This is a genomic window from Falsigemmobacter intermedius, assembly GCF_004054105.1.
GTDB lineage: Bacteria > Pseudomonadota > Alphaproteobacteria > Rhodobacterales > Rhodobacteraceae > Wagnerdoeblera > Wagnerdoeblera intermedia.
This window is the reverse complement of record NZ_SBLC01000013.1, coordinates 23371-43922: the sequence shown is the minus strand read 5'-3', so window position 1 is coordinate 43922 and position 20552 is coordinate 23371. Positions and strand designations below refer to the sequence as shown.

The following is a 20552-nucleotide window of genomic DNA, read 5'->3' as shown; positions in this document are numbered from 1 at the left end:
TCCTCTGCGCGAACCGCCCTTCTCGGGCAGTCCGTGTTGACAGAGCCTCTATCGCAAAGATCACATCGCGGTAACAGGGCTCAGCGCAGGGTCATGCGGATGCTGCCACGGCTTTCTTCGGCGCGGATGTGGTGACCCCGCCAGTAAAACTCCGGCCCGTGACGCCACAGCGCGGTGCGCAGGCCGGTCTCAGAGCCGCCCGCCGCATAGGCGGCGGTTTTGATCTGACCATATTCGACCCCGTCCACCCAGACGCGGCGGGCGTGACCGGCCCGCACAAGACCCGCCAGCTCGATGGTGCCGTTGCGGCTGCGGCGCTGCAGCGTTTTGCGGCTGATCCCCAGATGGGCCGCCGCCGCCGTCAGGCTTGGATAGCGCGTCTCACGAATGCAGATTTCATAGGCGTTTTCCATGGGCTTCACATGCTCCTTCATCACTCAGTCCCGCTGAAGGCAGCGGGTCAGTCTCAGTCTTCAAATTCCATTTCCGCAAAGACGCGCCCGGCGTTCTTTGTGGCCAGCTCCTCAAAGGTGTCGAGCCCCTTCCAGCGGGACTGATCGACGTGGAAAGCCCCGGCGAGATCCCCGCCCTCTTCCAGATGCGCCGCAATCTTTTCGCGCAGATCAATGAGATAGTCGCGGGTATAGCGCTGCACCTGCGCCAGATTGGTCGGATGGCCATGCCCCGGGATGACATAGGCCGGCGCGAGCGGGACCAGCTTTTCGTCCCAGGTCTCAATCCAGCAGCGCGTGCAGGTGTCGTCAAAAATCGGCAACATGCGCTCATGAAAGGCAATATCGCCCGCGATCAGCAGCGACCACTGCGGGATCCAGACCTGGGTGTCGCCGGGGCTGTGCGAGGGGCCAAGGTTCAGCACCTCGATGCGCAGATCGCCCATCTCAATGATCCGGCTCTCCTCAAAGGTCTCGCTCGGCGGGGTGATGGTCGTGCCGTCGCTGCGCTCACGGGCATAGGTTTTCAGTGAGGCGAGATCCTGGGGCGCCCCGTCTGCGAAATTTGCGGCTGCGGCTTTATGGGCAAGGATCGGCACGCCCTGGGCCGCCCAGTAGCCGTTCCCGAGCATGGCATGGCCCTGCCCGTTTTCATTGATGACCAGCTTCACCGGCTGGTCGGTGACGGCCTGAATTTCGGCATGCAGCGCCTCCGCCAGCGCCCAAGAGGCACCGGAATTGACCACCACCACGCCGTCGCCGGTCAGAATGAAGGACAGGTTGTTGTTATGGCCGGCGTTCTCATAGGTCGGCGGCGCCGTGGCCCCGATGGCGGAGAAGACATGGGGGATCACCTCAACCGGTTTGGAATAGAGCACCGATTGCGGATATTGATCCGGGATATCCTCAGAGGCAGCGACGAGTCCCGGGGCCAGGGCGGCGAGGGCGATCAGCAGGGCACGCATCTCAGATCTCCTCAAAGCGGAAAGCCGCACCCTCTGCCCGGATCCGGCCCAGACCGCTGCCCGGCAGGTGATAGCCGATCACCGCATCGCCCGAGGCGGCAAGCGCCTTCAGAAGCGCACTGCGGGTCCTGGCGCCGAGCGGCGGATCCTGATCGGAGCTGCTTTCAAACTCCGGACGCTCCAGGGCGATATGTCCGTTGCCGATGGCATCGCCGATCACCCAAAGACGTCCCTCGGGGGTGGCAATCTCATAAGACATATGCCCAGGCGTATGGCCCGCCGTCAGACGCGCGCTGACACCGGGCATCAGCTCTTCGCCGTCCTGCAGCAGCCGGATGCTGTCGGCAAAAGGCTTCAGGCGGCGCATGGCTCCTGCGGCAAAGCTTTCCCGCTCTACGCCGATGGTGGCGGCGGTCCCGGGGTCGGTCCAATAGGCAAATTCGCGCGCGCCCATGGCAAGGGCGGCATTGGGAAAGACAGGCTCATCAAAGTCATCCAGCAGGCCCCAGATATGATCGGGATGGGCATGGGTGATCACGAGATCGGTGATCTCCTCGGGGCTGACCCCGATCGCCTCCAGCGAGGCACTGACCTTTCCCGCCGAGCCCATGAAATCCGGGCCCGCCCCGGCATCAAAAAGAACCAGCCGCTCGCCCTGCCACAGAAGCGTCAGATTGCAGGGCGGTTTGTGCAGATCAGCGGGCAGATTATGCCGCGCGCTCAGATCCGCGATCTCTTCGGGCGAGAGCCCGGTCAGGGCGAAGGCCGGCGGCAGGCTCAGATGGCCGTCGGAAACCGAGGTGATCGCCACATCGCCAAAGTCAATCTGCGTCGCGGCAAAGCTTCGCACCGGAAAAAGCGCCGCCGCAGAGGCCGCCCCCAGAAAAATCCGCCGTGTCAGTTTCATGGTGGTCTCCCCCCTCCAATGGCCTCAGCCAAACATCGCGCCGGTCAGCGCCTGATACCAGGCAGCCGCCTCAGCAGCGGTGGCCCCGAGCGCCTCAGGCCCCTCAGACGGATCGCTGATGAAATTGCGCACAGAGACCGTCGCGCCCGCCTGCGCCTCATAATCGCCGCCGACCTTCAACCCCTCATCGGGGGCGATCAGCGAGTAGCAGATATTGGCCAGCTGCCCCGCGCCCGCATCCTGATGACCAAGCTCCGCAAGCAGGCTCTGCGCCGCCACCAGCGCCTGCGTTGAGGCGGCAAAGGCGCTTTTGGGCATCGCGCCCTGTGCGGCCGCGTCACCGATCACGCGGATATTCGGGTCGATCCGGCTGGTAAATCCGGCTGCATCGACCGGGGCCCAGCCGCTTTCATCGCAAAGCCCGGCCTCGGAGGCCAGATCCCCGGCGCGCTGCGCGGGAATGACATTGCAGACATCGAGCACGAACCCCTCGCCGTCGGCCAGGACCTCCATGCTGCCCGGGCGCACCTCGATCAGATCGCCGCCCATCAGCGGGTCCAGCCGCTCGATCATGCCGGGGTAAAGCCGTTCCCAGGCATTCTCAAAGAGCGTCTGTTTGGAGTAATTTTCTTTCGGATCAAAGATCATAATCTTCGCCCGCGGATTCTGCCGCGACAGGCGATGCGCAACCATGCTCACCCGCTCATAAGGCCCGGGCGGGCAGCGGTAGGGCGCAGGCGGCGCGATCAGGCCAAAAGTCCCGCCCTCGGGCATGGCATCGATCTGCGCGATCAGCCGCGCCAGTTCAGGCTCAGCCTTCCAGGCATGGGGCATGCGCGCGCTGTCACTCTCGCTCCAGCCGGAGACGGAGCCTTCGACAAAGGCAATGCCCGGCGAGAGGATCAGCCGGTCATAAACGATCCGGCTGCCGTCTGACAGATGCAGGCGGCGGGCCTCGCGGTCGATGCCGCTGACCTTCGCGATCACCACCCGGACCCCGGCACGCTCCGCACCCTGATAGCCGTACTCAAAATCCGTGAGAGGCCGCAGCCCGCCCAGAGCCGCATTTGACAGAAAACAGGCGGTATAGCGGGGGTTCTGCTCAATGAGCGTTACCGCGACACCGGCCCGCGCCAGATGCCGCGCGGCCAAAAGCCCGCCCGCACCTCCGCCGACGACCACCACCTGCGGCTCACTTTTTGCAAGTGAGGGGGCGGCAGTTTTTAACAGCGCTGCCGTGGTCAGGGCCTGGCCCAGCAGGCGGCGGCGGGTGATCGGCATGGCGGCCTCCGGTGTTGAAGGGACGGGAGGAGCCTGCCCCCGTCCGCTCAGATCATTGAGAGAAAGACTGCAGATATGCGGTCAGAGCCGCACGCTCATCCTCTTTTTTCAGACCGCCGAAGGCCATCTTGTTTTTCGGCACTGCGGCTTTGGGATCAGCAAGGAAGGCGTCCAGCGTCTCAGCGGTCCAGACCAGCCCCCCGGCCCCCGCGTCCACCATGGGCTGCGAGTAGCGGAAGCCCTCAACCGTGCCTGCGGCTTTGCCGAAGATCCCGGTCAGCGCGGGGCCGGTGCCGTTCTTCGCATCCTCTCCCACTTTATGGCAGGCGGCGCATTTGCGGAACACTTTGGCGCCCGCTTCGACCAGGGCCGGATCGGGGCCGGCCGGAGCGGCGGCCGGAGCCGGGGCCTCGGAGGTGGCGGCGGGTTCTGCGGTCGCGGTGGCGGTTTCCTCAGCCGGAGCCGCTGCGGACGCGCGCAGGAGGTCCGGCATCGACCCTGCGGGACGGCCATCGGGATCGCGCGGCGTCACATTCAGATCGACCGCGCGTTTGGTGACCTTCGGGGCCTCGCTGCGGCAGTTCTCCATGCAGGGCTCGGCAGAGAAGAGCGGATATTCGGTGCTGGCACGATCATCCACATAAAAGCCGTCCTCATTGGGCAGACGCACTTCGGTGAAATTCTCGTGGCTCAGCACGAAGTCGTCTTCGACCAGCCCGTTTGAGTAAAGCAGGAAGGCGGTGATCGCATAGGTGTCATCCACCGAGATCGTCTGCGCTGCGCCAAAGGGCATCGAGCGGTGGATATAATCCCAGACGGTCGAGAGATAGGGCCAGTAGCTGCCGATGGTTTTGACCGGACGCGGATCGCTCAGCGTGCCCTGTCCGCCCGAAAGCGAAGGCCAGCTGTCGAGCCCTTCGGCAAATTCCCCGTGACACGCAGCGCAGGCTTCCAGAAAAACCTCTTCGCCGCGTGCCACATCGCCTGAGCCGGGACGAAGCCCGGTGCCATCGGGGAGGACGGTGACATCCCAGGCGGCGATTTCTTCCAGCGTGGCCGGTCGGCCAAGGCCAAGCCCCTGCGCAAAGGCCGGAGTGGTGGACAGAATTGCAAGCGCGGTGGCCGCAAAGAGCTTACGCGATTTCGACATTCTCGACCTCACCGTTCGGCTGCACCCACCAGGTCTGGATGGAGTTGTTGTGATAGACGTTGTTGGTGCCGCGGATCTCCCGCAGCGCATCTTTGGTCGGCTGCACATAGCCGGTCTCATCGATGCAGCGCGACTGCAGGAACATCTCGGATCCGTCCCAGTCGATATCGAGGTGGAAGCGGGTCAGCGCTTTGGGCTTTGCATCGCCCGAGATACGCGCCTCAGTCCAGGTGTTGCCACCATCCGTCGAGACATCAACCCGCGTCACTTTACCGTTGCCCGACCAGGCAAGCCCGGTGATGACCAGCGGGCCTTTGCCGTGACGGATCGGCACCTGAGGGCTGGGCGAGGTGATGACCGATTTCGCATCCATCACCCAGGTCCATTTGCGCGCACGGCCGTCGGGCATCATGTCGGTATATTTCGAAGTCTCTTCGCGCCCCTCAACCGCCTGGTCATAGATGGCGATGCGGCGCAGCCACTTCACCCACATATTGCCTTCCCAGCCCGGCACCACCAGCCGCACCGGATAGCCATGCTCTTTACGCAAGGCCTCGCCATTGGCGTAGAAGGCGACCATGACATCCTCCATGGCCTTTTCCAGCGGGATCGAGCGGCCGTTGGAGGAGGCATCGGCGCCTTCCACATAGACCCATTTGCCTTCCGGCTTCACACCGGCCTCTGCCAGCAGATCCTTCAGAAGGATGCCGGTATATTCCATGTTATGGATCATGCCCTGGGTGAACTGCACGCCTTCAAGCTGCGCGCCGCCCCATTCCATGCCGCCATTGGCCGCGCATTCGCAAAAGGCGGTCAGCACATGGCGCGGAAAGCGGGTCAGGTCTTCAAAGGTGAAGACCAGCGGCTTCTCGACGAGGCCGTTGATCATCAGGCGGTAGTCGTCTTTCGACAGCTCAATCGCGCCCGAGTGGTGACGCTCAAAGGCGACGCCCTGGGGGGTGATAGTGCCTTCAAGCGCATGGATCGGCGTAAAGTTGATCGAAGAGACCGGGCTTTCGGTCAGCCATTCCACATTGCGGCGGACCACATGGCTCTCAAATCTGATCGGCATGCCATAGGGCGCAGCATCGACCGGATCGCCGAAGCCCGAAGCCCAGTCCTGGACTTTGGTGATCAGCGGATCGCCTTCAGCCGCCGCAGCCCCGGCACCGGCCACCAGGCCTGCACCGCCAAGCGCAGTCGTTTTGAGAAAGCCGCGCCGGCTGGTTCCGGCGGCTTTGGAAGTCGGATCAGACATCGGGGAGATCTCCTCAGATACCGGTCACTTTGACGGTGGTGTTCGGCTCAAGACGCACGGTGCCGGTCCTGCGGATATGGGCTTCGACCACATCCCAGATCTGCGGCCCTTCGGTGCCTTCATTGACCGAGGCCCATCCCGCCACGGTGTAGGATTTCGCAGGCTCCAGCGCGGTGCCGGTTTTTGCCATGCGAAGATTGGTGATCCGTTTGCCAATCGGTTGGCTGACGTCGATGTCATAGGCCAGACCGCCCACGCGCACCATGTCACCGCCCTGCTGGTAATAGGGATCGGGGTTGAAAATATTGTCGGCCACATCTTCCAGAATGGTCTGGATGGTCTCGCCGGTCATCCCGGTGCGGTAGCAGGCGCCATAGGTCATCGAGGTGGCATTGTGGATGTCTTCGCGGGTGATCGCCTCACCTGAAAGCACCGACGGCCCCCAGCGGACGCCCGGCGACATGGCAATCTCGGCATCGCGCTCGGACAGGATCGCCTCGCAGATCAGATCATCCCAGGTGCCGTTGAAGTTGCCACGGCGGTAAAGCGTGGTCTCGGTGGTGCCGATCTTCTCTTCAAGGCTCTCTTTGAAGGGCGCGCGCTCCTGCTCGATCAGCGCGGCCATATCAGCATCGGGCGTGATCACATCCGAGAAAATCGGGATCAGCTTGTGGCGGAAGCCCATCATGCGGCCGTCGCGCACATCGAGATCCACGCGGCTGACGAATTTTCCGTTCGAGCCGGAGGCGATCAGCAGCGTCTCCCCGATCATCACCGGTTCGGGCACAGCGTCATGGGTGTGGCCCGAGAGGATGATATCGATGCCCTTCACCCGTCCGGCCATCTTTTTGTCGACGTCAAAGCCGTTGTGCGAGAGGCAAACCACAACCTCGACACCCTCGGCGCGCAGCTCATCCACCATGGCCTGCATGCGCTGTTCGCGGATACCGAAAGAGAAATCCGGGAACATCCATTTCGGGTTGGCGATCGGCATATAGGGGAAAGCCTGACCAATCACGCCGATCCGGACGCCGCCGCGCTCAAAAATTTTATAGGGCTCAAAGGCCGGCTCATCCCATTCGGCGTCAAAGATATTGGCACCAAGGAAGGGGAACTTCAGATGGTTCTCGACCACGTCTTTCACGCGGTCCTGACCATAGGTCCATTCCCAATGGCTGGTCATCGCATCGACGCCAAGCGCGTTCATGACGTTAATCATGTCCTGGCCTTCGGTCTTCAGCGAGGTCATCGAGCCGTGCCAGGTATCGCCGCCGTCGAGCAGCAGAGCATCCGGCCGCGCGGCGCGCATGGCTTTGACGACCCTCGCCACGCGGTCCATGCCGCCCATGCGGCCATATTCACGCGCCAGCGCCTCAAAATCGGGATAGCTCAGCGCATAGGCCTCGGGCGAGCCGGGCTGAATGCCGAACATCTTCTGAAAGTCCGCGCCGGTGATATGCGGGACCTGGCCCTTTGCCTCACCGATCCCGAGGTTGATCTCCGGCTCGCGGAACCACACCGGCTTCAGCTGGGCATGGATATCGGTGATATGCAGCAGCGTCACATTGCCGAAATCCGCGAACTCCAGCAGCTGATCTTCACTCAGTTTCTGCTGTGCGGCGGCACGCGCCCAGGAGCCATAGCCTGATGCGCCCACGAGCGCAGAGGCCGCCATCGCAGCCTGCACAAATTCGCGGCGGGAAATCATGATGTTATCCTATCGTCTTCGTGAAGCGGCGGCCGCAGTCCGGCCGCCGTCCATGGCCCTGAGGTCAGTGACGCACTGAGATGCCTTCGACGCTCAGCCCGTTGCCGCGCGAGGCGACATAAAGCTCCAGCGCTTTCAGCTCATCCGAGCCCGCCTTAAAAGTCTCGGCCCTGGTGTCGCGGATGCAGCCCACAAAGCGCTGCTGCGCGGTGACCATGCCGGCATCTTTCAGCCGGTAGGTCGGGAAGCCGTTGACCTGACCCTGGCTGAGGTGATCCGCGCGGATCATCATGCCGGCGTTCTGCTCGTGGCAGTTGGCGCAGGCCATCTCAAGCTGACCGTAGCGGGTGTAATACATCTCCCTGCCCTTCGCCCAGAATTCGGCGGCAGGCCCGTCGATGGCGACATTCACCGGCTCCCCGCGCGATTGCAGCGAGATCAGCCCCAGCATGTCCTTCATCTTACCCGAGGTCATGCCCCAGGCCTCTTCGCCCATGCGGGTGGTGACACAGTCGTTGATGTAATCCTCAAGGATCATCAGCTTACCGGTTTTGGCATCCACGCGCGGCAGCACCGCGCGCAGGCCTTTCATGCTCTCCGGCCCCTCGTGGCAGCCCGCGCAGCTCGCGCCGCTCGCCTCCGATTTTGCATTCCAGCGATCAAGCCCGCGGTCCGCAAAGAGCATCCCCGGGTTGTCGAAGTCATCGCGCTGAAGATCGCGGGTGTCATCCTCGCGGAAATGCCAGCCCGACCAGATGGTGTCGAAGGTCTCTGCCAGATGGCCGGGGGCCTTCGTCGTGGTCACGAGAGTGATCTCACCGTCCTCGGCGGTAACGACAAGCTCGTCTTCGACCGGGTCGGCAAAGGCCGCACCGAGGCTCAGGCCCATCGTCAGAGCGGCCGCGATAACCGGGGTCAATCTGCCTTGCATATCGTCTCCTCCCCGAGGCGTTAATCAGGCGATTTCAATGTCTTTGCTGTCTTCGTAGACAGAGCCGTCATCGTCGTACCAGGTGAATTTGAAGGTGCCCGCCGCATCAACGCGGGTGTCAAATTCGAAATAGGGGTTGGTCGAGACCGCCGGTTCAATCGTGGTGTCAACGACCATCTGGCCGTTGAATTCGCAGGTGAAGCGATTGATGATCGAGCGCGGGATGATCTTGCCTTCGGCATCTTTGCGCTGACCGGATTCCATCGTGTGGCTGATCAGGGCTTTGATGGTGACGGCTTCACCGGCTTTTGCCGATTTCGGCACGCGTACGCGCGGTTTTGCATCTTTTGCCATGTGTATTCTCCAATCGTCCGATCAGCCGCCGCAGCCGCCGATGGTCACTTTGACGTTGGCCTGAGCCTGCACCACCGAGCCGTCGGCCATTTTGGCCAGGGCAATCACATCCTGAGTGGTGGCAAGGCGGATCCGGGTGGCCGCACGCTGGGTGGCAGCGCCGGGGCCGAAGGTGAAGGTGGCAACACCCGGGGTCGGGTTGCCCGCGGCCAGCAGCATGATCGCCACTGCGCCCGGCGCATCCACTTCGACCGGCACGGTATTGCCGTTCTCGGCGATTTCCGGCGCGGTCAGGGTGATGCCGCCCTCTTTAGGGGTGGCGCCGCCGGCAAAGGCTGCGGTCAGCTCTGCCACGGTCGCAGCCTGGGCTTTGCTGAGCGGCAGCACCGCTGCCGCAAGTCCGCCAAGCGCAAGGGTCAGCGCATTGCGTCGTGAAAGGGTCATGAAAAATCCTCCTGAAGTCGGCGCGACTTACTCTTTCAAAGTGAGCAGGTAAGCCACGACATCCTCGACCTGCTGTGCGGTCAGGATGGGCGGCAGCGGCTCCTGAGCCGCTTTGCCGGTGTAAGTATCTCCCGGCCGGATATAGCCGGCGGATTTATAGAAGGCCGGCATGAAGCTGCCCTCAAAAGTCATCTTAGCATTCACGACAATGCCGCGAAGCTGCGCTTCACTCCAGCGATCGGCCGCCCCGTCGAGCGGCGGGCCGATATTGCCCGGAAACTCAACATCGGGCATGGCATCGATCACGTGGCAGGCCACGCAGTTGCCCAGTGCCGCCGTGGTCATCACCTTTGCCCCCGAGGCCGCGTCACCCGCCTGCCCGGTCAGGGACTGCTCAATCGCCCCCTCTGCGAAGGTCACATCCACGGGGGAAATTTCTGCGAAGGCGGGTGCTGAATGACCCGCAAGGATCGCAGCCGCCACCCAAAGCCGCTTTGCCATTGAGTCCTCCCTGACTCTGCTTTCCGACAGTCTGCGACAAAACGACACGGCTTACAATAGAGATATAGCAATTCTTGAATATATATTCTTTGCGGTAAAATCTTCCTGCAGCAAAACCTTAAGCGAAACTTAATTCGCGCTCTGAGGCGGGCTGAGAACCTCTTTCAATGTCCGCCCGCTCAACTCTCCCCCGGCCCGCACCCAGTCCATCACCTCGGCCAGCACGGGCGCGGAGGGGCTGCCGGGCAGGACTGCCAGCGCCGCCTGCCGCGCCGTCAGGCCCGGCGGAACCTGAGCGGGCAGGAAGATCAGCGTCGGCGTGAAGTTCACCCCCCAGGCCCGCGCCGTGGCTTTTTCGGTGGCGATGCTGCCGTCGAAATCGGTCACCTCCAGCGATCCGGCCAGATCGACCTGGATCACCCGGAAGTCATCGCGCAGGCGCTGAGCAACCTGCGGATCGGGGAAAATCTCGCTGTGCATCTTTGCGCAATAGATGCAGCCGCGCTGCTCGATCGAGATCAGCAAAGACCGCCCCCCGGCCTGCGCCTCCTCCAGATCTTCGCGCAGATCGAGGAAGCTCTCTTCCAGCCAGTCGGGCTTGTGGAGGCCGTCGTCCCCCAAGGGGACGGCCAGCGGAGCGGCCAGGGCCGAAGATGCCCCCAGCCAGAGGGCAAGAGCCAGTGCTTTCACGGAGACCTCCTATCTTACGGTGCCGGACCAGTCGAAATTGCGGATCATCCAGTCTGCGATCAGCGGCACGCTGCCGGTCAGGATCAGACCGCCAAAAAGCATCAGCATGATCCCCATGGCGATGCGGGCATAATCCGACAGCCGCCGGTGCTTTGCCAGAAAGCGCAGGACGGGCCCGGCGAAAGCCGCAGCCAGCACGAAGGGCAGCGTCATGGCCAGGCCATAGACCACCAGCAAAGCGCCGCCGCGCCAAAGCTCTGCGCTGTCGCCCGCCACCATCAGAATGGCCGCCAGCGCCGGCCCCACGCAGGGCGTCCAGCCAAAGCCGAAGGCCAGCCCCATCAGATAGGCCCCCCAGGCCCCGGCCGGATTGATGCGGCTTTCGCTGCGCGCTTCGCGGTAAAAGAGCGAAATCTGAAGGATCCCGAGGAAGTGCAGCCCGAAAACGATCAGGATCAGACCCGCGACCCAGGACAGGACCTCTTTCCAGGCCGAGAAAGCCTGGCCAAGCGCCGTTGCACTTAAGCCGAGCAGCAGAAAGATCGTGGTGACGCCAAGCGCAAAGCAAAGCGCCCGCCCGATCAGGCGCGCGCGCAGCTTCGGGTTCAGGTTTGCGCTCTCGCCGCGCAGTTCCGCCACCGAGCTGCCCGCCATATAAGAGAGATAAAAGGGCACCATGGGCAGGATGCAGGGGGACAGGAATGACAGCAGCCCCGCCAGCGCCGCCCCTCCCCAGGTAATTTCCGGCATGCACCCCTCCCCGAGTGATCCCTGGACAAGCGCTCAGGCTCTCCATATAAATATTCATATTTTACTATATATGAGTCAATATGCGCTTTCTTCTTTCCCTTCTCCTCCCGCTCTGGCTCGCCACCGGCGGGGCCATGGCGCAGAGCCTGGTGATGGTCGAGCAGCCCGGCTGCCTCTATTGCGCGCGCTGGCATGAGGAGATCGGCCTCGCCTATCCGAAAACTCCGCTCGGAGAGCGCCTCGGGCTGGTGCGGGTGCCGCTCTCCGGGATCGGGGAGCAGCCTTTTACCACTGCCCGACCGGTCACCTTTACGCCGACTTTTCTGCTGATTGTGAACGGACAGGAGGCGGGACGGCTGGAAGGCTATGCCGGGGCGCACTTCTTCTGGCCGCTGCTGGAGGGAATGGTTGACAAGGCAGGTATCGCAAAGGATGGGTAGGCCTGACCGGCCCGCCGCTGCAGGGGGGCCGGTTGCGGGCAACAGGGATGATCTTCGTCGGATATGAGCGGTGCATCGCCGGAAGACACAGCCGAAGCGGGCCTGACCCTTGAAGGGCTGGCAGGGCTGATCGGCAATGCGCAGGAAGCCGCAGGCTTTCTCAAAGCGCTTGGCCATGACGGGCGCCTGACCATCCTGTGCCATCTCTGTGCCGGGCCGCGAACGGTGACCGAGCTTGAAAGCCTTCTGATGTCACGACAGGCCATCGTCAGCCAGCAACTGGCCCGGCTGCGGCTTGAGGGCCTGGTCAGCACCAGGCGCGAAGGTCAGGTCATTTACTATTCCATCCTCGACCCAAGGGTCGCGGAGGTGATCCGTCTGCTGGCCGCTCTCTGGGCGGACAGGGCAGCGGAGCGTTAAGGCAGGCTGCGCCACCGGCGCGCTTAAGGGAGGACTGCCATGGATTTCTTACCCATCGGAGCCTGGGCGGCCCTTGCCGGACTGATCACCGGCAGCGCCTTTGGCCTTGCGGCCCGTCTGGGCGATTTCTGCACCCTGGGCGCGCTGGAAAGCGCGGTCTGGGGCGGCGATCAGCGCCGTCTGCGGCTTTGGGGAATTGTCCTGGCAACGGCCATCGCCACGACCCAGGGACTGGCCCTGGCGGGCCTCATCGATATTGCGGCCAGCCAGTATCACCGGATCTCCTGGTCGCTCGGCGGCTCACTCGCGGGGGGGCTGATCTTTGGCTATGGCATGGCCCTGGCCGGGAACTGCGGCTTTGGCGCGCTGGCCCGGGCGGGTGGCGGCGATATCCGCGCGCTGATCGTTGCGGTGGTCATGGGGATTTCGGGCTTCTTCGTTCTGTCCGGACCGGCCGCGCCGCTGCGGCTGTGGCTTTTCCCCCAGGACTTTGATGCGCCCCCCCAGGGGATCCTGCATGATGCCGCGCAGCTCGGGCTCTCGCCGGTGGTGGTGGTGGTGGTGCTGGTTCTGGGGCTGCTTGGCTGGGCATTGTCCTGCGCCCCTCTGCGCCACTCGCCCCGGATGATCCTCTGGGGCGTGGTCGCGGGGCTTGCGGTCACCTTTGCCTTCTGGTCGACGAGCCGTCTTGCGGCGATCAGCCTTGATGCCGTGCCGGTTGAGGGGCCCTCCTTCACCGCCCCGCTTGGCCGGGCCATTCTTTACGTCATGACCTCCAGCGGCTCGGGGCTGTCGTTCTCAACGGGGCTGGTTTTCGGGGTGATCCTCGGCGGTCTTGGCGGGGCGCTGCTGCGCGGACTGTTCCGCTGGGAGGCCTGCGAAGACCCCCGCGAACTGGGGCGGCAGCTCTCAGGCGCGGTGCTGATGGGCATCGGCGGTGTGATCGCGATCGGCTGCTCCGTCGGCCAGGGGCTCTCGGGCTTTGCGGCCCTGGCCTGGTCGGGGCCGGTGACGCTCGCCGCGATCTCGCTCGGCGGGCTGATCGGGCTGCGCCGCCTGATCGGGGGCGATGCCGCTGTCGATTAAAGGGGCCTCTGCGGGCCGGGCTGGATTAGGAGTTACCCTCACACCGGTTGGCGGGCCGCAACCGGCCCCGGCGGATGCGGCGTCAGGCTTGGGCGAAAGCCGCCCACCAGGCTCAGGGGGGCGGGAGCCGGGCTTAGTCCGGCTGCCCGCCGCGCTGACGCGCGGCCAGTTCAGCAGAGGCGGCCTCGGTCAGCACCACGACTTTCGCGCCGGATCGCACCAGAGTCTCGAGCTCAATCACATCCTGATGGAACATCCGGATGCAGCCCGCCGAAGTGGCATTGCCGATCGAGGTAACATCCGAGGTGCCATGGATGCGGTAGAAGGTGTCCCGGCCCCCGCGGTGCAGATAAAGCGCCCTCGCCCCGAGCGGGTTCATCAGGCCGCCCTCCATCCCCTTCCGCAGGGGGCCATATTGGTCAGGAAACTCACGGATCATATTCTCAGTCGGCCGCCAGGAGGGCCAGGAGCGGCTGTAGGGAATCGTCGCCTGGCCCGAGAAGGCCCGCCCCTCATCCCCCACCGCCACGCGGTAGCGGATCGCGCGGTTTTGCGGCAGCACATAATAGAGATGCCGGGTCCAGGGATCGACGATCACGGCGCCCGGGCGCTCATCTGTCACGAAATCCACTTCCCGGCGCAGGGTCTCAGGCGTCAGATAGCGCGCAGGAACGGCGGGCAGCTCAATCTCTCCATCGGGGCGGCTGCCGTAATGGGCCAGAACCTCCGGCGTCAGATGTGCGGTCCCGATCGGTGGCACAGAGCCCTCGGGCGCGGCGCAGGCCGCAAGCAGAAAAAGCCAGCCCGGAGCCGCGCTCCGTAGTAAAAGACGGCACAGCATCAGGGAATTTCCTTTTTCAGATCAGACAGTCCCTGCCGCAGGGCAGCACGGGAGATCTCGCCGCTGTGGGTGTGGATCACACGCCCCTCAGCATCGACAAAGAGCGTGGCAGGCAGCCCCAAAATCCCAAGGCCCGCCATCAGCCCCATGGCCGGATCGAGGACCGGCCTCATCACCAGCCCCGAGGTGCTGAGATAGTTGCGGATTTTGCCCGGGCTTTCACCCTGGTTCACAAAGTAGACCGGCAGATCCGGATTGGCTGCGGCCTCTTCGAGCATCATCGGCATCTCGCGCCGGCAGGGCGGGCACCAGCTCGCCCAGAGGTTCACAACCCCCGGCCCTTCAAGCGTCATCTGCCTGCCGGCAAGATCTTCGAAGACACGGTCCTGCGGCAGAAACTGCTCATTGGCGCGTCCGAGCTGAGCCAGGATAAAGAGCAAAGTCAGCGCCGCAAGCACGGCGAGTGCCATCCCGGGCGTCATCTCGCGCCTGCGCCACATCAGCGGCAGGGTCACGGCGGCGAAGCCCGCCACACCGCCCCAAAGCGCAAATCCCCCCTGCCAGATCGCAAAAAGGCTCAGCGGATCGGCCAGATAGACATCGGCATTCTGCGCCACAAATCCAAGCCGCGCCCCAAGCAACCCGGCCAGGGTTGCGCGAAAGGCCCAGGGGTTCAGATCGGGCCGCCCCCTGCGGCTGAGCAGCGCCGCCGCACCCCAGAGAACCAGCGTGACAAGGATCCAGATCAGCCGCTCTCCGGACAGCAGGAAGGGACCAAGGGCAAAATCCGTCATTCTCCGGCCTTTCTCAGGGCGTCCGTCAGGGCCTCTGCGGTGAAACCTCCGGTCAGGCGCAGGGCGCTTTTTTCCTGGCCCCGCTCATCGAGAAAGACCAGCGTCGGCGGGCCGATCACGCCCAGATCCTCAGCCAGCGCGCCGCCTTCGCCGCTGAAATCCGTCACATCGGCCTTCAGGAAGGGCAAAGCCGCCAGCGCCTGCTGCACGGCGGGTTGAGGGAAAACATCCCGCTCAAGGGCTTTGCAGATCACACACCAGTCGGCCGTGACATAGACTGCCCGAACCGGACCCTCAGCCCGGGCCAGAGCGCTCCTGAGATCAGCCTGGCTTCGCACAACCCGCGAAGGGGCGGCAGGGGCCACGGCGGGCGCAAAGACCAAAGGCCGCAGCGGGTCAGATCCGCCGGAGCCTGCGCCCGCCAGCTGCAAAAGACCGAAGGCGAAGAACACCATCCCCCCGAAGCGGCGTGGCCAGCCCGGCCCCCAGGCCGCCGCGGCCAGGGCAAAGCCCAGGAGCGCCCAAAGGAACAGCCCGACCGGCCCCGGCAACACCCGCGCCGAGAGCCAGACCGCCATCCCCGCCAGAAGGGCCGCGAGGGCAATCCGGCTGGCCCCGAGCCAGGCACCGCTTTTCGGCAACATCTTGCGGCCAAAAAGCGCGAGAACCATCAGGGGCACCCCCTGCCCCAGCCCCAGCATGGCCAGCGCCGCGGCCCCGAGCGCCACATCGCCGCTTTGCGCGATATAAAGGAGCGCCCCCGCCAGGGGTGCGGTCACGCAGGGGCCCAGGATCAGCACCGATGCCAGACCCGCAAACCCGGCCCCGGTCAGCGATGCGCGCCCACCGAGGCTCTGAAGCCGTCTCGTCACAGCAGCGGGCATTTTCAGAGGGATCAGATCAAGCGAGGCCGCAGCGAGGACAGCAAAAAGCGCCGCCACCGACAGGATCACCAGGGGCTGCTGCAGCCGGAACTGCAACCCCGCCCCCATAAATCCTGCCAGTGCCCCGATCAGGGCAAAGCCCGCCGCCATGCCTGCGACATAGAACACCGCAATCCCCACCCCCCGGCGCGAGCCCGCAGGCGCACCGCCCTGCATGGCCCAGAGCACCGGCAGCATCGGAAAGCTGCAGGGCGTGAAAGAGAGCAAAAGCCCCAGACCCGCAAAGCCTGCCAGAACCCAAGGGATCCCGCCTTCGGACCTGAGAACCTCTACCTCCGTCAGCGGGGCGGCCTCGGGGGCGGGGACTGCGGCGGCTCCCGGCAGGTCAATCACCGCGCTTTGGGGCGCATAGCAGATGCCATTGTCCTGGCAGCCCTGCCAGCCTAGGGTGACCGGCCCGTAAGCGCCACTGAGGCCCAGGGTCATATCCCGGGGATAGACCTCGACCGCGCCGAAGGTCAGATCTTCGCGGATCTCTCCGGCGGGCATTTGCAGCGAAAGATCGCGGCCCCTGCTCTCCCAGGCGGTGAATTTATCGCGGTAAAGATAATAGCCCGGTGCGATGGTCCAGCGGATCTGCACCTGCCCCCCGGCCCCGGGGATCACTTCATAGCGAAAGGCCTGCTCCGGGCTGAGGGGCCCCTCGCTTAGACGTTGAAAGGGGCTGGCAAAGGCCCCCTGGGCGGCAGCCAGCCAGAGGGCGGTGAACAGAAAAAGGGGGCGCATTATCCTCATGCGCCCCCATTGCCCCGCTGGTCTTAACCCAAACTTAAGCCCGCCCGATGGCCCCCACGCGCGGCGTGCAGTCGCCCCGGATCGCGCAGCAGGCGCCGTGCTGGCTCAGGTGAACCTCACCCGTCAGGCGGCTGAGAAAATCTGAGCGCTGCAGCCGGTCCATCACCGGCCCTTTCACCTCCGAGAGGTGAAAGGTGATCCCCGCCTCACTCAGCCGCTCATTGATCGACAAAAGGCTGTCGAGGGCGGAGGCATCGATTTCATTCACCGCTGAGGCCATCAGCACCACATGGCGCAGCGCCGGGCGGGCGGCGACCTCCGCGCTGATCCGGTCTTCAAGCGCGCGGGCATTGGCGAAATAGAGGCTTTCATCGACCCGCAGCGAGAGGACATCTTCGCAGGTCAGCACCTCATGGCGGTCGATATTGCGGTAATGCTCGGTCCCCGGCACCTGGCCCACGATGGCCATATGCGGACGGGAAGAGCGCCAGAGATAAAGCCCGATGGAGAGAGTGACGCCCGCGATCAGCCCCGCCTCAACCCCCCGGCCCAGAGTGACCAGAATGGTCGCCATCTGGGCGGCGAAATCGGGGCGCGAATAGCGAAAACTGCGCCTGAGCGAGCCGAAATCCACCAGGGTCAACACCGCCAGAATGATGGTCGCGGCCAGAACTGCCTGGGGCAGATAGTAAAGCGCAGGCGTCAGGAACATCGCAGCCAGCGCAATGCCGATGGCGGTGAAGACACCCGCCGCAGGTGTGCGGGCCCCGGCCTCAAAATTCACGACCGAGCGGGCAAGCCCCCCGGTCACCGGAAAGCCTGCCGCCAGCCCTGAGGCCAGATTGGCCGCGCCCAGACCGATCAGCTCCTGATCCGGGTCAATCCGCTCACGCCGTTTCGCAGCCAGGGTTTGCCCGACTGAGACGCTTTCGACAAAACCCACGACCGAGATCAGCAGAGCGGGCATCCACAGCGCTTCAATCAGGCCCGGGTTCAGCGAGGGCAGCGCGGGCAGTGGCAGACCGGCGGGCACCTCGCCGACGATACGCAGGCCGCGCCCTGCCAGATCAAAACCCCAGGTCAGCAGCGAGGTGACGGCCACCACCAGGATCGGGGCCGCTTTGGCCAGCATCTGAGCCAGGGTTTTGCCAAGCCCCATGCGGGTCAGCAGCGCAACCAACCCTCTGCGCGCCCAGTATAGGGCCGCCAGAGCGCCAAGCCCGATGGCGAGAGTGACCGGATTGGTCGCGCCGAGCTGGCCTGCCAGCGTCAGAAGAGTGTCAAAGAACTGCTCGCCCCCGCCCGCAACGCCAAGGATATGCCTGATCTGCCCCACCGCGATCAGCAGACCCGCCGCCGTGATGAAGCCCGAGATCACCGGATGCGACAGAAAATTCGCCAGAAACCCCAGACGCAGCACCCCCATGGCCAGGAGCATCCCGCCCGACAAAAGCGCCAGCATCACGGCCGCCGTGGCATAATCCGCCGTCCCCTCCGCCGCGATCTGCCCCACGGCTGAAGCTGTCATCAGTGAGACCACCGCCACCGGCCCGACCGCGAGGGTCTTGGACGTGCCGAAAATCGCATAGGCCACCAGCGGCAGGATCGAGGCGTAAAGCCCCACCTCGGGCGGCACCCCTGCGAGCATCGCATAGGCGAGGCTTTGCGGGATCAGCATGATGGTGACGATCACCGCCGCCAGCAGATCGGCAGAAAGCGCCGCGCTGTCATAGCTGCGCGACCAGGTCAGGATGGGCAGATATTTCGACAGAGGCGACATCTCTCAGACTTTTAGATCAGGATTTGCGAAGGGTTCTGGCGAGAAACAGCCCTGCCAGCATGGAGCCCACAAAGAGAAAAGCCTGCGGCTCGAACAGCCCAAGCGCCGGGATCGCGCCCCCGGGGCAAAAGCCCGCGATGCCCCAGCCGATCCCGAAGAGAGCCGCGCCCCCGATCAGGGCCGGGTCAATGTCTTTGCGCGTCGGCACCTGGAATTTCGCCGCCAGCACCGGCGCGGGGCGCGTCCACACAAGCCGGTAGCCAATGCCGGTCACAATCAGCGCGGAACCCATCACAAAAGCCAGTGACGGGTCCCATGTGCCGGCCACGTCAAAGAAATTCAGCACTTTGGCCGGGTTGATCATGCCGCCCAGCGTGATGCCCGCGCCGAAGATCAGCCCGATCAGGGCTGCAATCACGATCTGCATCTCAGAACCCCCCGAGAATGTGACGCACGACATAGACGGTGACGCCGGTCGTAAACATGAAGGTCAGCGTGGCGAGGATTGAGCGCAGCGAGAGCCGCGATATGCCGCAGACGCCATGCCCCGAGGTGCAGCCCGAAGCGAAATGCACGCCCACCCCCACGATCAGCCCGCCGATCACCAGCCAGAGGTTCGGGGTGGGCGTGGCAAATTCCGGCCGCCAGCCGGTCAGGGCGGCAATCAGCAAGGGCGCGGCAATCGCGCCGCCTAAGAACGCGGCCCGCCAGCCCCAATCCTTGGCAAAAGGCGGAAGAACGCCCTGCAGCATGCCGCTGATCCCGGCGATCCGGCCGTGAAAAGCCATCAAAAGCACGGCCGCCAGCCCGATCAGAGCGCCTCCGGCCATGGACATAAGCGGAGTGAATTCGGTCATCAGACACCTTTCCCGGCCCGGCCGCCACATCGCGGCGGCCTTCGGGCTTACTTACAAAAAATACGGTAAAGCGTGCCGACAAGTGCGCAGACGCGCTCATCGGCCAGGCGGTAGAACATCTCCCGCCCCTCTTTGCGGCCCTCAATCATCCCGGCCTGACGCAATTCGCCGAGCTGCTGCGAAAGGCTTGGCTGGCGCAGACCGAGGCTTTCTTCCAGTTCTCGCACCGAGCGCTCGCCCTGGATCAGGGTGCAGACGATAATCAGCCGGTCCTGATTGGCGAGCTTTTTGAGAAAAGCGGTAGCCTCCGCCGCCCGGTCTTCGAGGGCCGCAATGGCTGGGGCTACGTCTTTGATCTCACTCATCTTTTACCCCCAGGGTGCCTGCAGAAGATCCAGCGGGATCTTCAGATAGCGCCGTCCGTTGCTTTCCGGCTCGGGCAGCCGACCCGCATTGGTGTTGATCTGCAGCGCATGCAGGATCAGCTTCGGCATCGGCAGGGTGGCATCGCGGGCTTCGCGGGCGGCGATGAACTCCGCCTCGGTCTTATAAACCGCCATGTGACTGTTCTTCGCCTTCTGTTCGGCGACGGTGCTTTCCCACATCGGCGCACGGCCCCCCGGCTGATAGTCATGGCCGGTGAAAAGGCGGGTCTCCTCCGGCAGCGCAAAGATCGCCTGAATGCTCTCCCACAGGGCTTTGGCCGAACCGCCGGGAAAATCCGCCCGCGCGGTGCCGCTGTCGGGCATGAACAAAGTGTCATGCACGAAGGCCGCATCGCCGATCACATAGGTCACCGAGGCCAGCGTATGCCCGGGTGAGAGCATCACGCGGGCCGGAATATCCCCCAGCATAAACTCCTCACCCTCGGCAAAGAGCTTATCCCACTGACTGCCGTCATCGGGAAACTCCGGCCGGTTGTAAAAGCCCTTCCAGAGCTTTTGCACATCGCGGACCTTCTCGCCGATCGCAATCGGCGCTCCGGTCTTTGCCTTCAGATAAGAGGCGGCCGAGAAGTGATCGGCATGGGGATGGGTGTCGAGGATCCATTGCACCCTCAGGCCCTGGTCCTGCACAAACTGCAACATCGCATCGGCATTCACCGTGGCGGTCTGGCCGGATTTCTCATCGAAATCGAGTACCGGATCGATGATCGCGCAAAGCCTGGTGGCCGGGTCCGCCACCACATATTGCACCGAAGACGTGCGTTTATCGAAAAAGCCGGTCACTTCGGGTTTCTGGCTCATGATCTTCTCCATCAGGC

The 20552-nt window shown here is 64.1% G+C and carries 24 protein-coding genes; 3 read left to right on the top strand and 21 right to left on the bottom strand.

What is annotated here, in order from left to right; all coding sequences use genetic code 11:
• Positions 1-80: 80 nt before the first annotated feature.
• The 13 genes from EP867_RS10720 to EP867_RS10660 form a co-directional block, all read right to left on the bottom strand.
• Positions 81-434 carry a hypothetical protein gene (locus tag EP867_RS10720; protein ID WP_128489015.1) on the bottom strand — a complete coding sequence of 118 codons (354 nt, stop codon included), beginning with the start codon at positions 432-434 and terminating at the stop codon, positions 81-83.
• A gap of 32 nt (positions 435-466) precedes the next feature.
• On the bottom strand, positions 467-1417 hold the full coding sequence (locus EP867_RS10715; RefSeq protein WP_128489013.1) for an MBL fold metallo-hydrolase: 951 nt from the start codon (positions 1415-1417) through the stop codon (positions 467-469).
• A 1-nt stretch (position 1418) separates the two neighbouring features.
• Positions 1419-2324 (bottom strand): MBL fold metallo-hydrolase, encoded by a 906-nt coding sequence (locus EP867_RS10710; RefSeq protein WP_128489011.1) that lies wholly within the window; start codon positions 2322-2324, stop codon positions 1419-1421.
• Between the two features lie 24 nt (positions 2325-2348).
• A complete protein-coding gene (locus EP867_RS10705; protein WP_128489009.1) occupies positions 2349-3605 on the bottom strand; it encodes an NAD(P)/FAD-dependent oxidoreductase in 1257 nt (418 codons plus the stop codon).
• 52 nt (positions 3606-3657) lie between these two features.
• Positions 3658-4755, bottom strand: coding sequence for a c-type cytochrome (locus EP867_RS10700; protein WP_128489007.1), 1098 nt, complete (start codon positions 4753-4755; stop codon positions 3658-3660).
• Entirely contained in the window at positions 4739-6013 is a 1275-nt protein-coding gene (gene soxC / locus EP867_RS10695) for a sulfite dehydrogenase (RefSeq protein ID WP_128489004.1), read from the bottom strand. Before soxC ends, EP867_RS10700 begins: the two co-directional genes overlap by 17 nt.
• Positions 6014-6026: 13 nt before the next feature.
• Positions 6027-7721 carry a thiosulfohydrolase SoxB gene (gene soxB, locus EP867_RS10690; protein ID WP_128489002.1) on the bottom strand — a complete coding sequence of 565 codons (1695 nt, stop codon included), beginning with the start codon at positions 7719-7721 and terminating at the stop codon, positions 6027-6029.
• A 64-nt stretch (positions 7722-7785) separates the two neighbouring features.
• Positions 7786-8652, bottom strand: a complete 867-nt coding sequence (soxA, locus tag EP867_RS10685; RefSeq protein ID WP_128489000.1) for a sulfur oxidation c-type cytochrome SoxA — start codon at positions 8650-8652, stop codon at positions 7786-7788.
• Positions 8653-8676: 24 nt separating this feature from the next.
• Positions 8677-9006 carry a thiosulfate oxidation carrier complex protein SoxZ gene (gene soxZ, locus EP867_RS10680; RefSeq protein ID WP_128488997.1) on the bottom strand — a complete coding sequence of 110 codons (330 nt, stop codon included), beginning with the start codon at positions 9004-9006 and terminating at the stop codon, positions 8677-8679.
• 21 nt (positions 9007-9027) lie between these two features.
• Complete coding sequence (gene soxY / locus EP867_RS10675; protein ID WP_128488995.1) at positions 9028-9450, bottom strand: thiosulfate oxidation carrier protein SoxY; 423 nt, start codon at positions 9448-9450, stop codon at positions 9028-9030.
• 27 nt (positions 9451-9477) lie between these two features.
• Positions 9478-9951, bottom strand: coding sequence for a sulfur oxidation c-type cytochrome SoxX (soxX, locus tag EP867_RS10670; RefSeq protein ID WP_128488993.1), 474 nt, complete (start codon positions 9949-9951; stop codon positions 9478-9480).
• Between the two features lie 129 nt (positions 9952-10080).
• Entirely contained in the window at positions 10081-10641 is a 561-nt protein-coding gene (locus tag EP867_RS10665; protein ID WP_128488991.1) for a thioredoxin family protein, read from the bottom strand.
• Positions 10642-10650: 9 nt separating this feature from the next.
• Positions 10651-11391, bottom strand: coding sequence for a cytochrome c biogenesis CcdA family protein (locus EP867_RS10660; protein ID WP_128488989.1), 741 nt, complete (start codon positions 11389-11391; stop codon positions 10651-10653).
• Between the two features lie 80 nt (positions 11392-11471).
• Between EP867_RS10660 and EP867_RS10655 the strand changes: the two genes are divergently transcribed.
• From EP867_RS10655 to EP867_RS10645, 3 genes are all read left to right on the top strand, one after another.
• Entirely contained in the window at positions 11472-11831 is a 360-nt protein-coding gene (locus EP867_RS10655) for a thioredoxin domain-containing protein (RefSeq protein WP_128488987.1), read from the top strand.
• A gap of 63 nt (positions 11832-11894) precedes the next feature.
• Positions 11895-12251, top strand: a complete 357-nt coding sequence (locus tag EP867_RS10650) for an ArsR/SmtB family transcription factor (RefSeq protein ID WP_128488985.1) — start codon at positions 11895-11897, stop codon at positions 12249-12251.
• Positions 12252-12290: 39 nt separating this feature from the next.
• Entirely contained in the window at positions 12291-13337 is a 1047-nt protein-coding gene (locus EP867_RS10645) for a YeeE/YedE family protein (protein ID WP_128488983.1), read from the top strand.
• Positions 13338-13470: 133 nt separating this feature from the next.
• Here the strand turns inward: EP867_RS10645 and EP867_RS10640 are convergent, their stop codons facing one another.
• From EP867_RS10640 to EP867_RS10605, 8 genes are read right to left on the bottom strand one after another with little or no spacing between them, the layout of a single operon-like run.
• Positions 13471-14178 (bottom strand): L,D-transpeptidase, encoded by a 708-nt coding sequence (locus EP867_RS10640; protein WP_128488981.1) that lies wholly within the window; start codon positions 14176-14178, stop codon positions 13471-13473.
• Positions 14178-14972 carry a TlpA disulfide reductase family protein gene (locus EP867_RS10635; RefSeq protein ID WP_128488979.1) on the bottom strand — a complete coding sequence of 265 codons (795 nt, stop codon included), beginning with the start codon at positions 14970-14972 and terminating at the stop codon, positions 14178-14180. Before EP867_RS10635 ends, EP867_RS10640 begins: the two co-directional genes overlap by 1 nt.
• Positions 14969-16642: a protein-disulfide reductase DsbD gene (dsbD, locus tag EP867_RS10630; protein WP_164888833.1), complete on the bottom strand. Its 1674-nt coding sequence runs from the start codon at positions 16640-16642 to the stop codon at positions 14969-14971. The genes EP867_RS10635 and dsbD overlap by 4 nt, the downstream gene beginning before the upstream one ends.
• A 43-nt stretch (positions 16643-16685) precedes the next feature.
• Positions 16686-18431, bottom strand: coding sequence for a SulP family inorganic anion transporter (locus EP867_RS10625; RefSeq protein WP_128488974.1), 1746 nt, complete (start codon positions 18429-18431; stop codon positions 16686-16688).
• Between the two features lie 16 nt (positions 18432-18447).
• The gene (locus tag EP867_RS10620) at positions 18448-18858 is read right to left on the bottom strand and encodes a DUF6691 family protein (RefSeq protein WP_128488972.1); all 411 of its coding nucleotides are present in this window, start codon (positions 18856-18858) and stop codon (positions 18448-18450) included.
• A 1-nt stretch (position 18859) separates the two neighbouring features.
• Positions 18860-19288, bottom strand: coding sequence for a YeeE/YedE family protein (locus EP867_RS10615; protein WP_128488970.1), 429 nt, complete (start codon positions 19286-19288; stop codon positions 18860-18862).
• Positions 19289-19335: 47 nt separating this feature from the next.
• A complete protein-coding gene (locus EP867_RS10610; protein ID WP_128488968.1) occupies positions 19336-19653 on the bottom strand; it encodes an ArsR/SmtB family transcription factor in 318 nt (105 codons plus the stop codon).
• 3 nt (positions 19654-19656) lie between these two features.
• Complete coding sequence (locus tag EP867_RS10605) at positions 19657-20535, bottom strand: MBL fold metallo-hydrolase (RefSeq protein ID WP_128488966.1); 879 nt, start codon at positions 20533-20535, stop codon at positions 19657-19659.
• Positions 20536-20552: the final 17 nt, after the last annotated feature.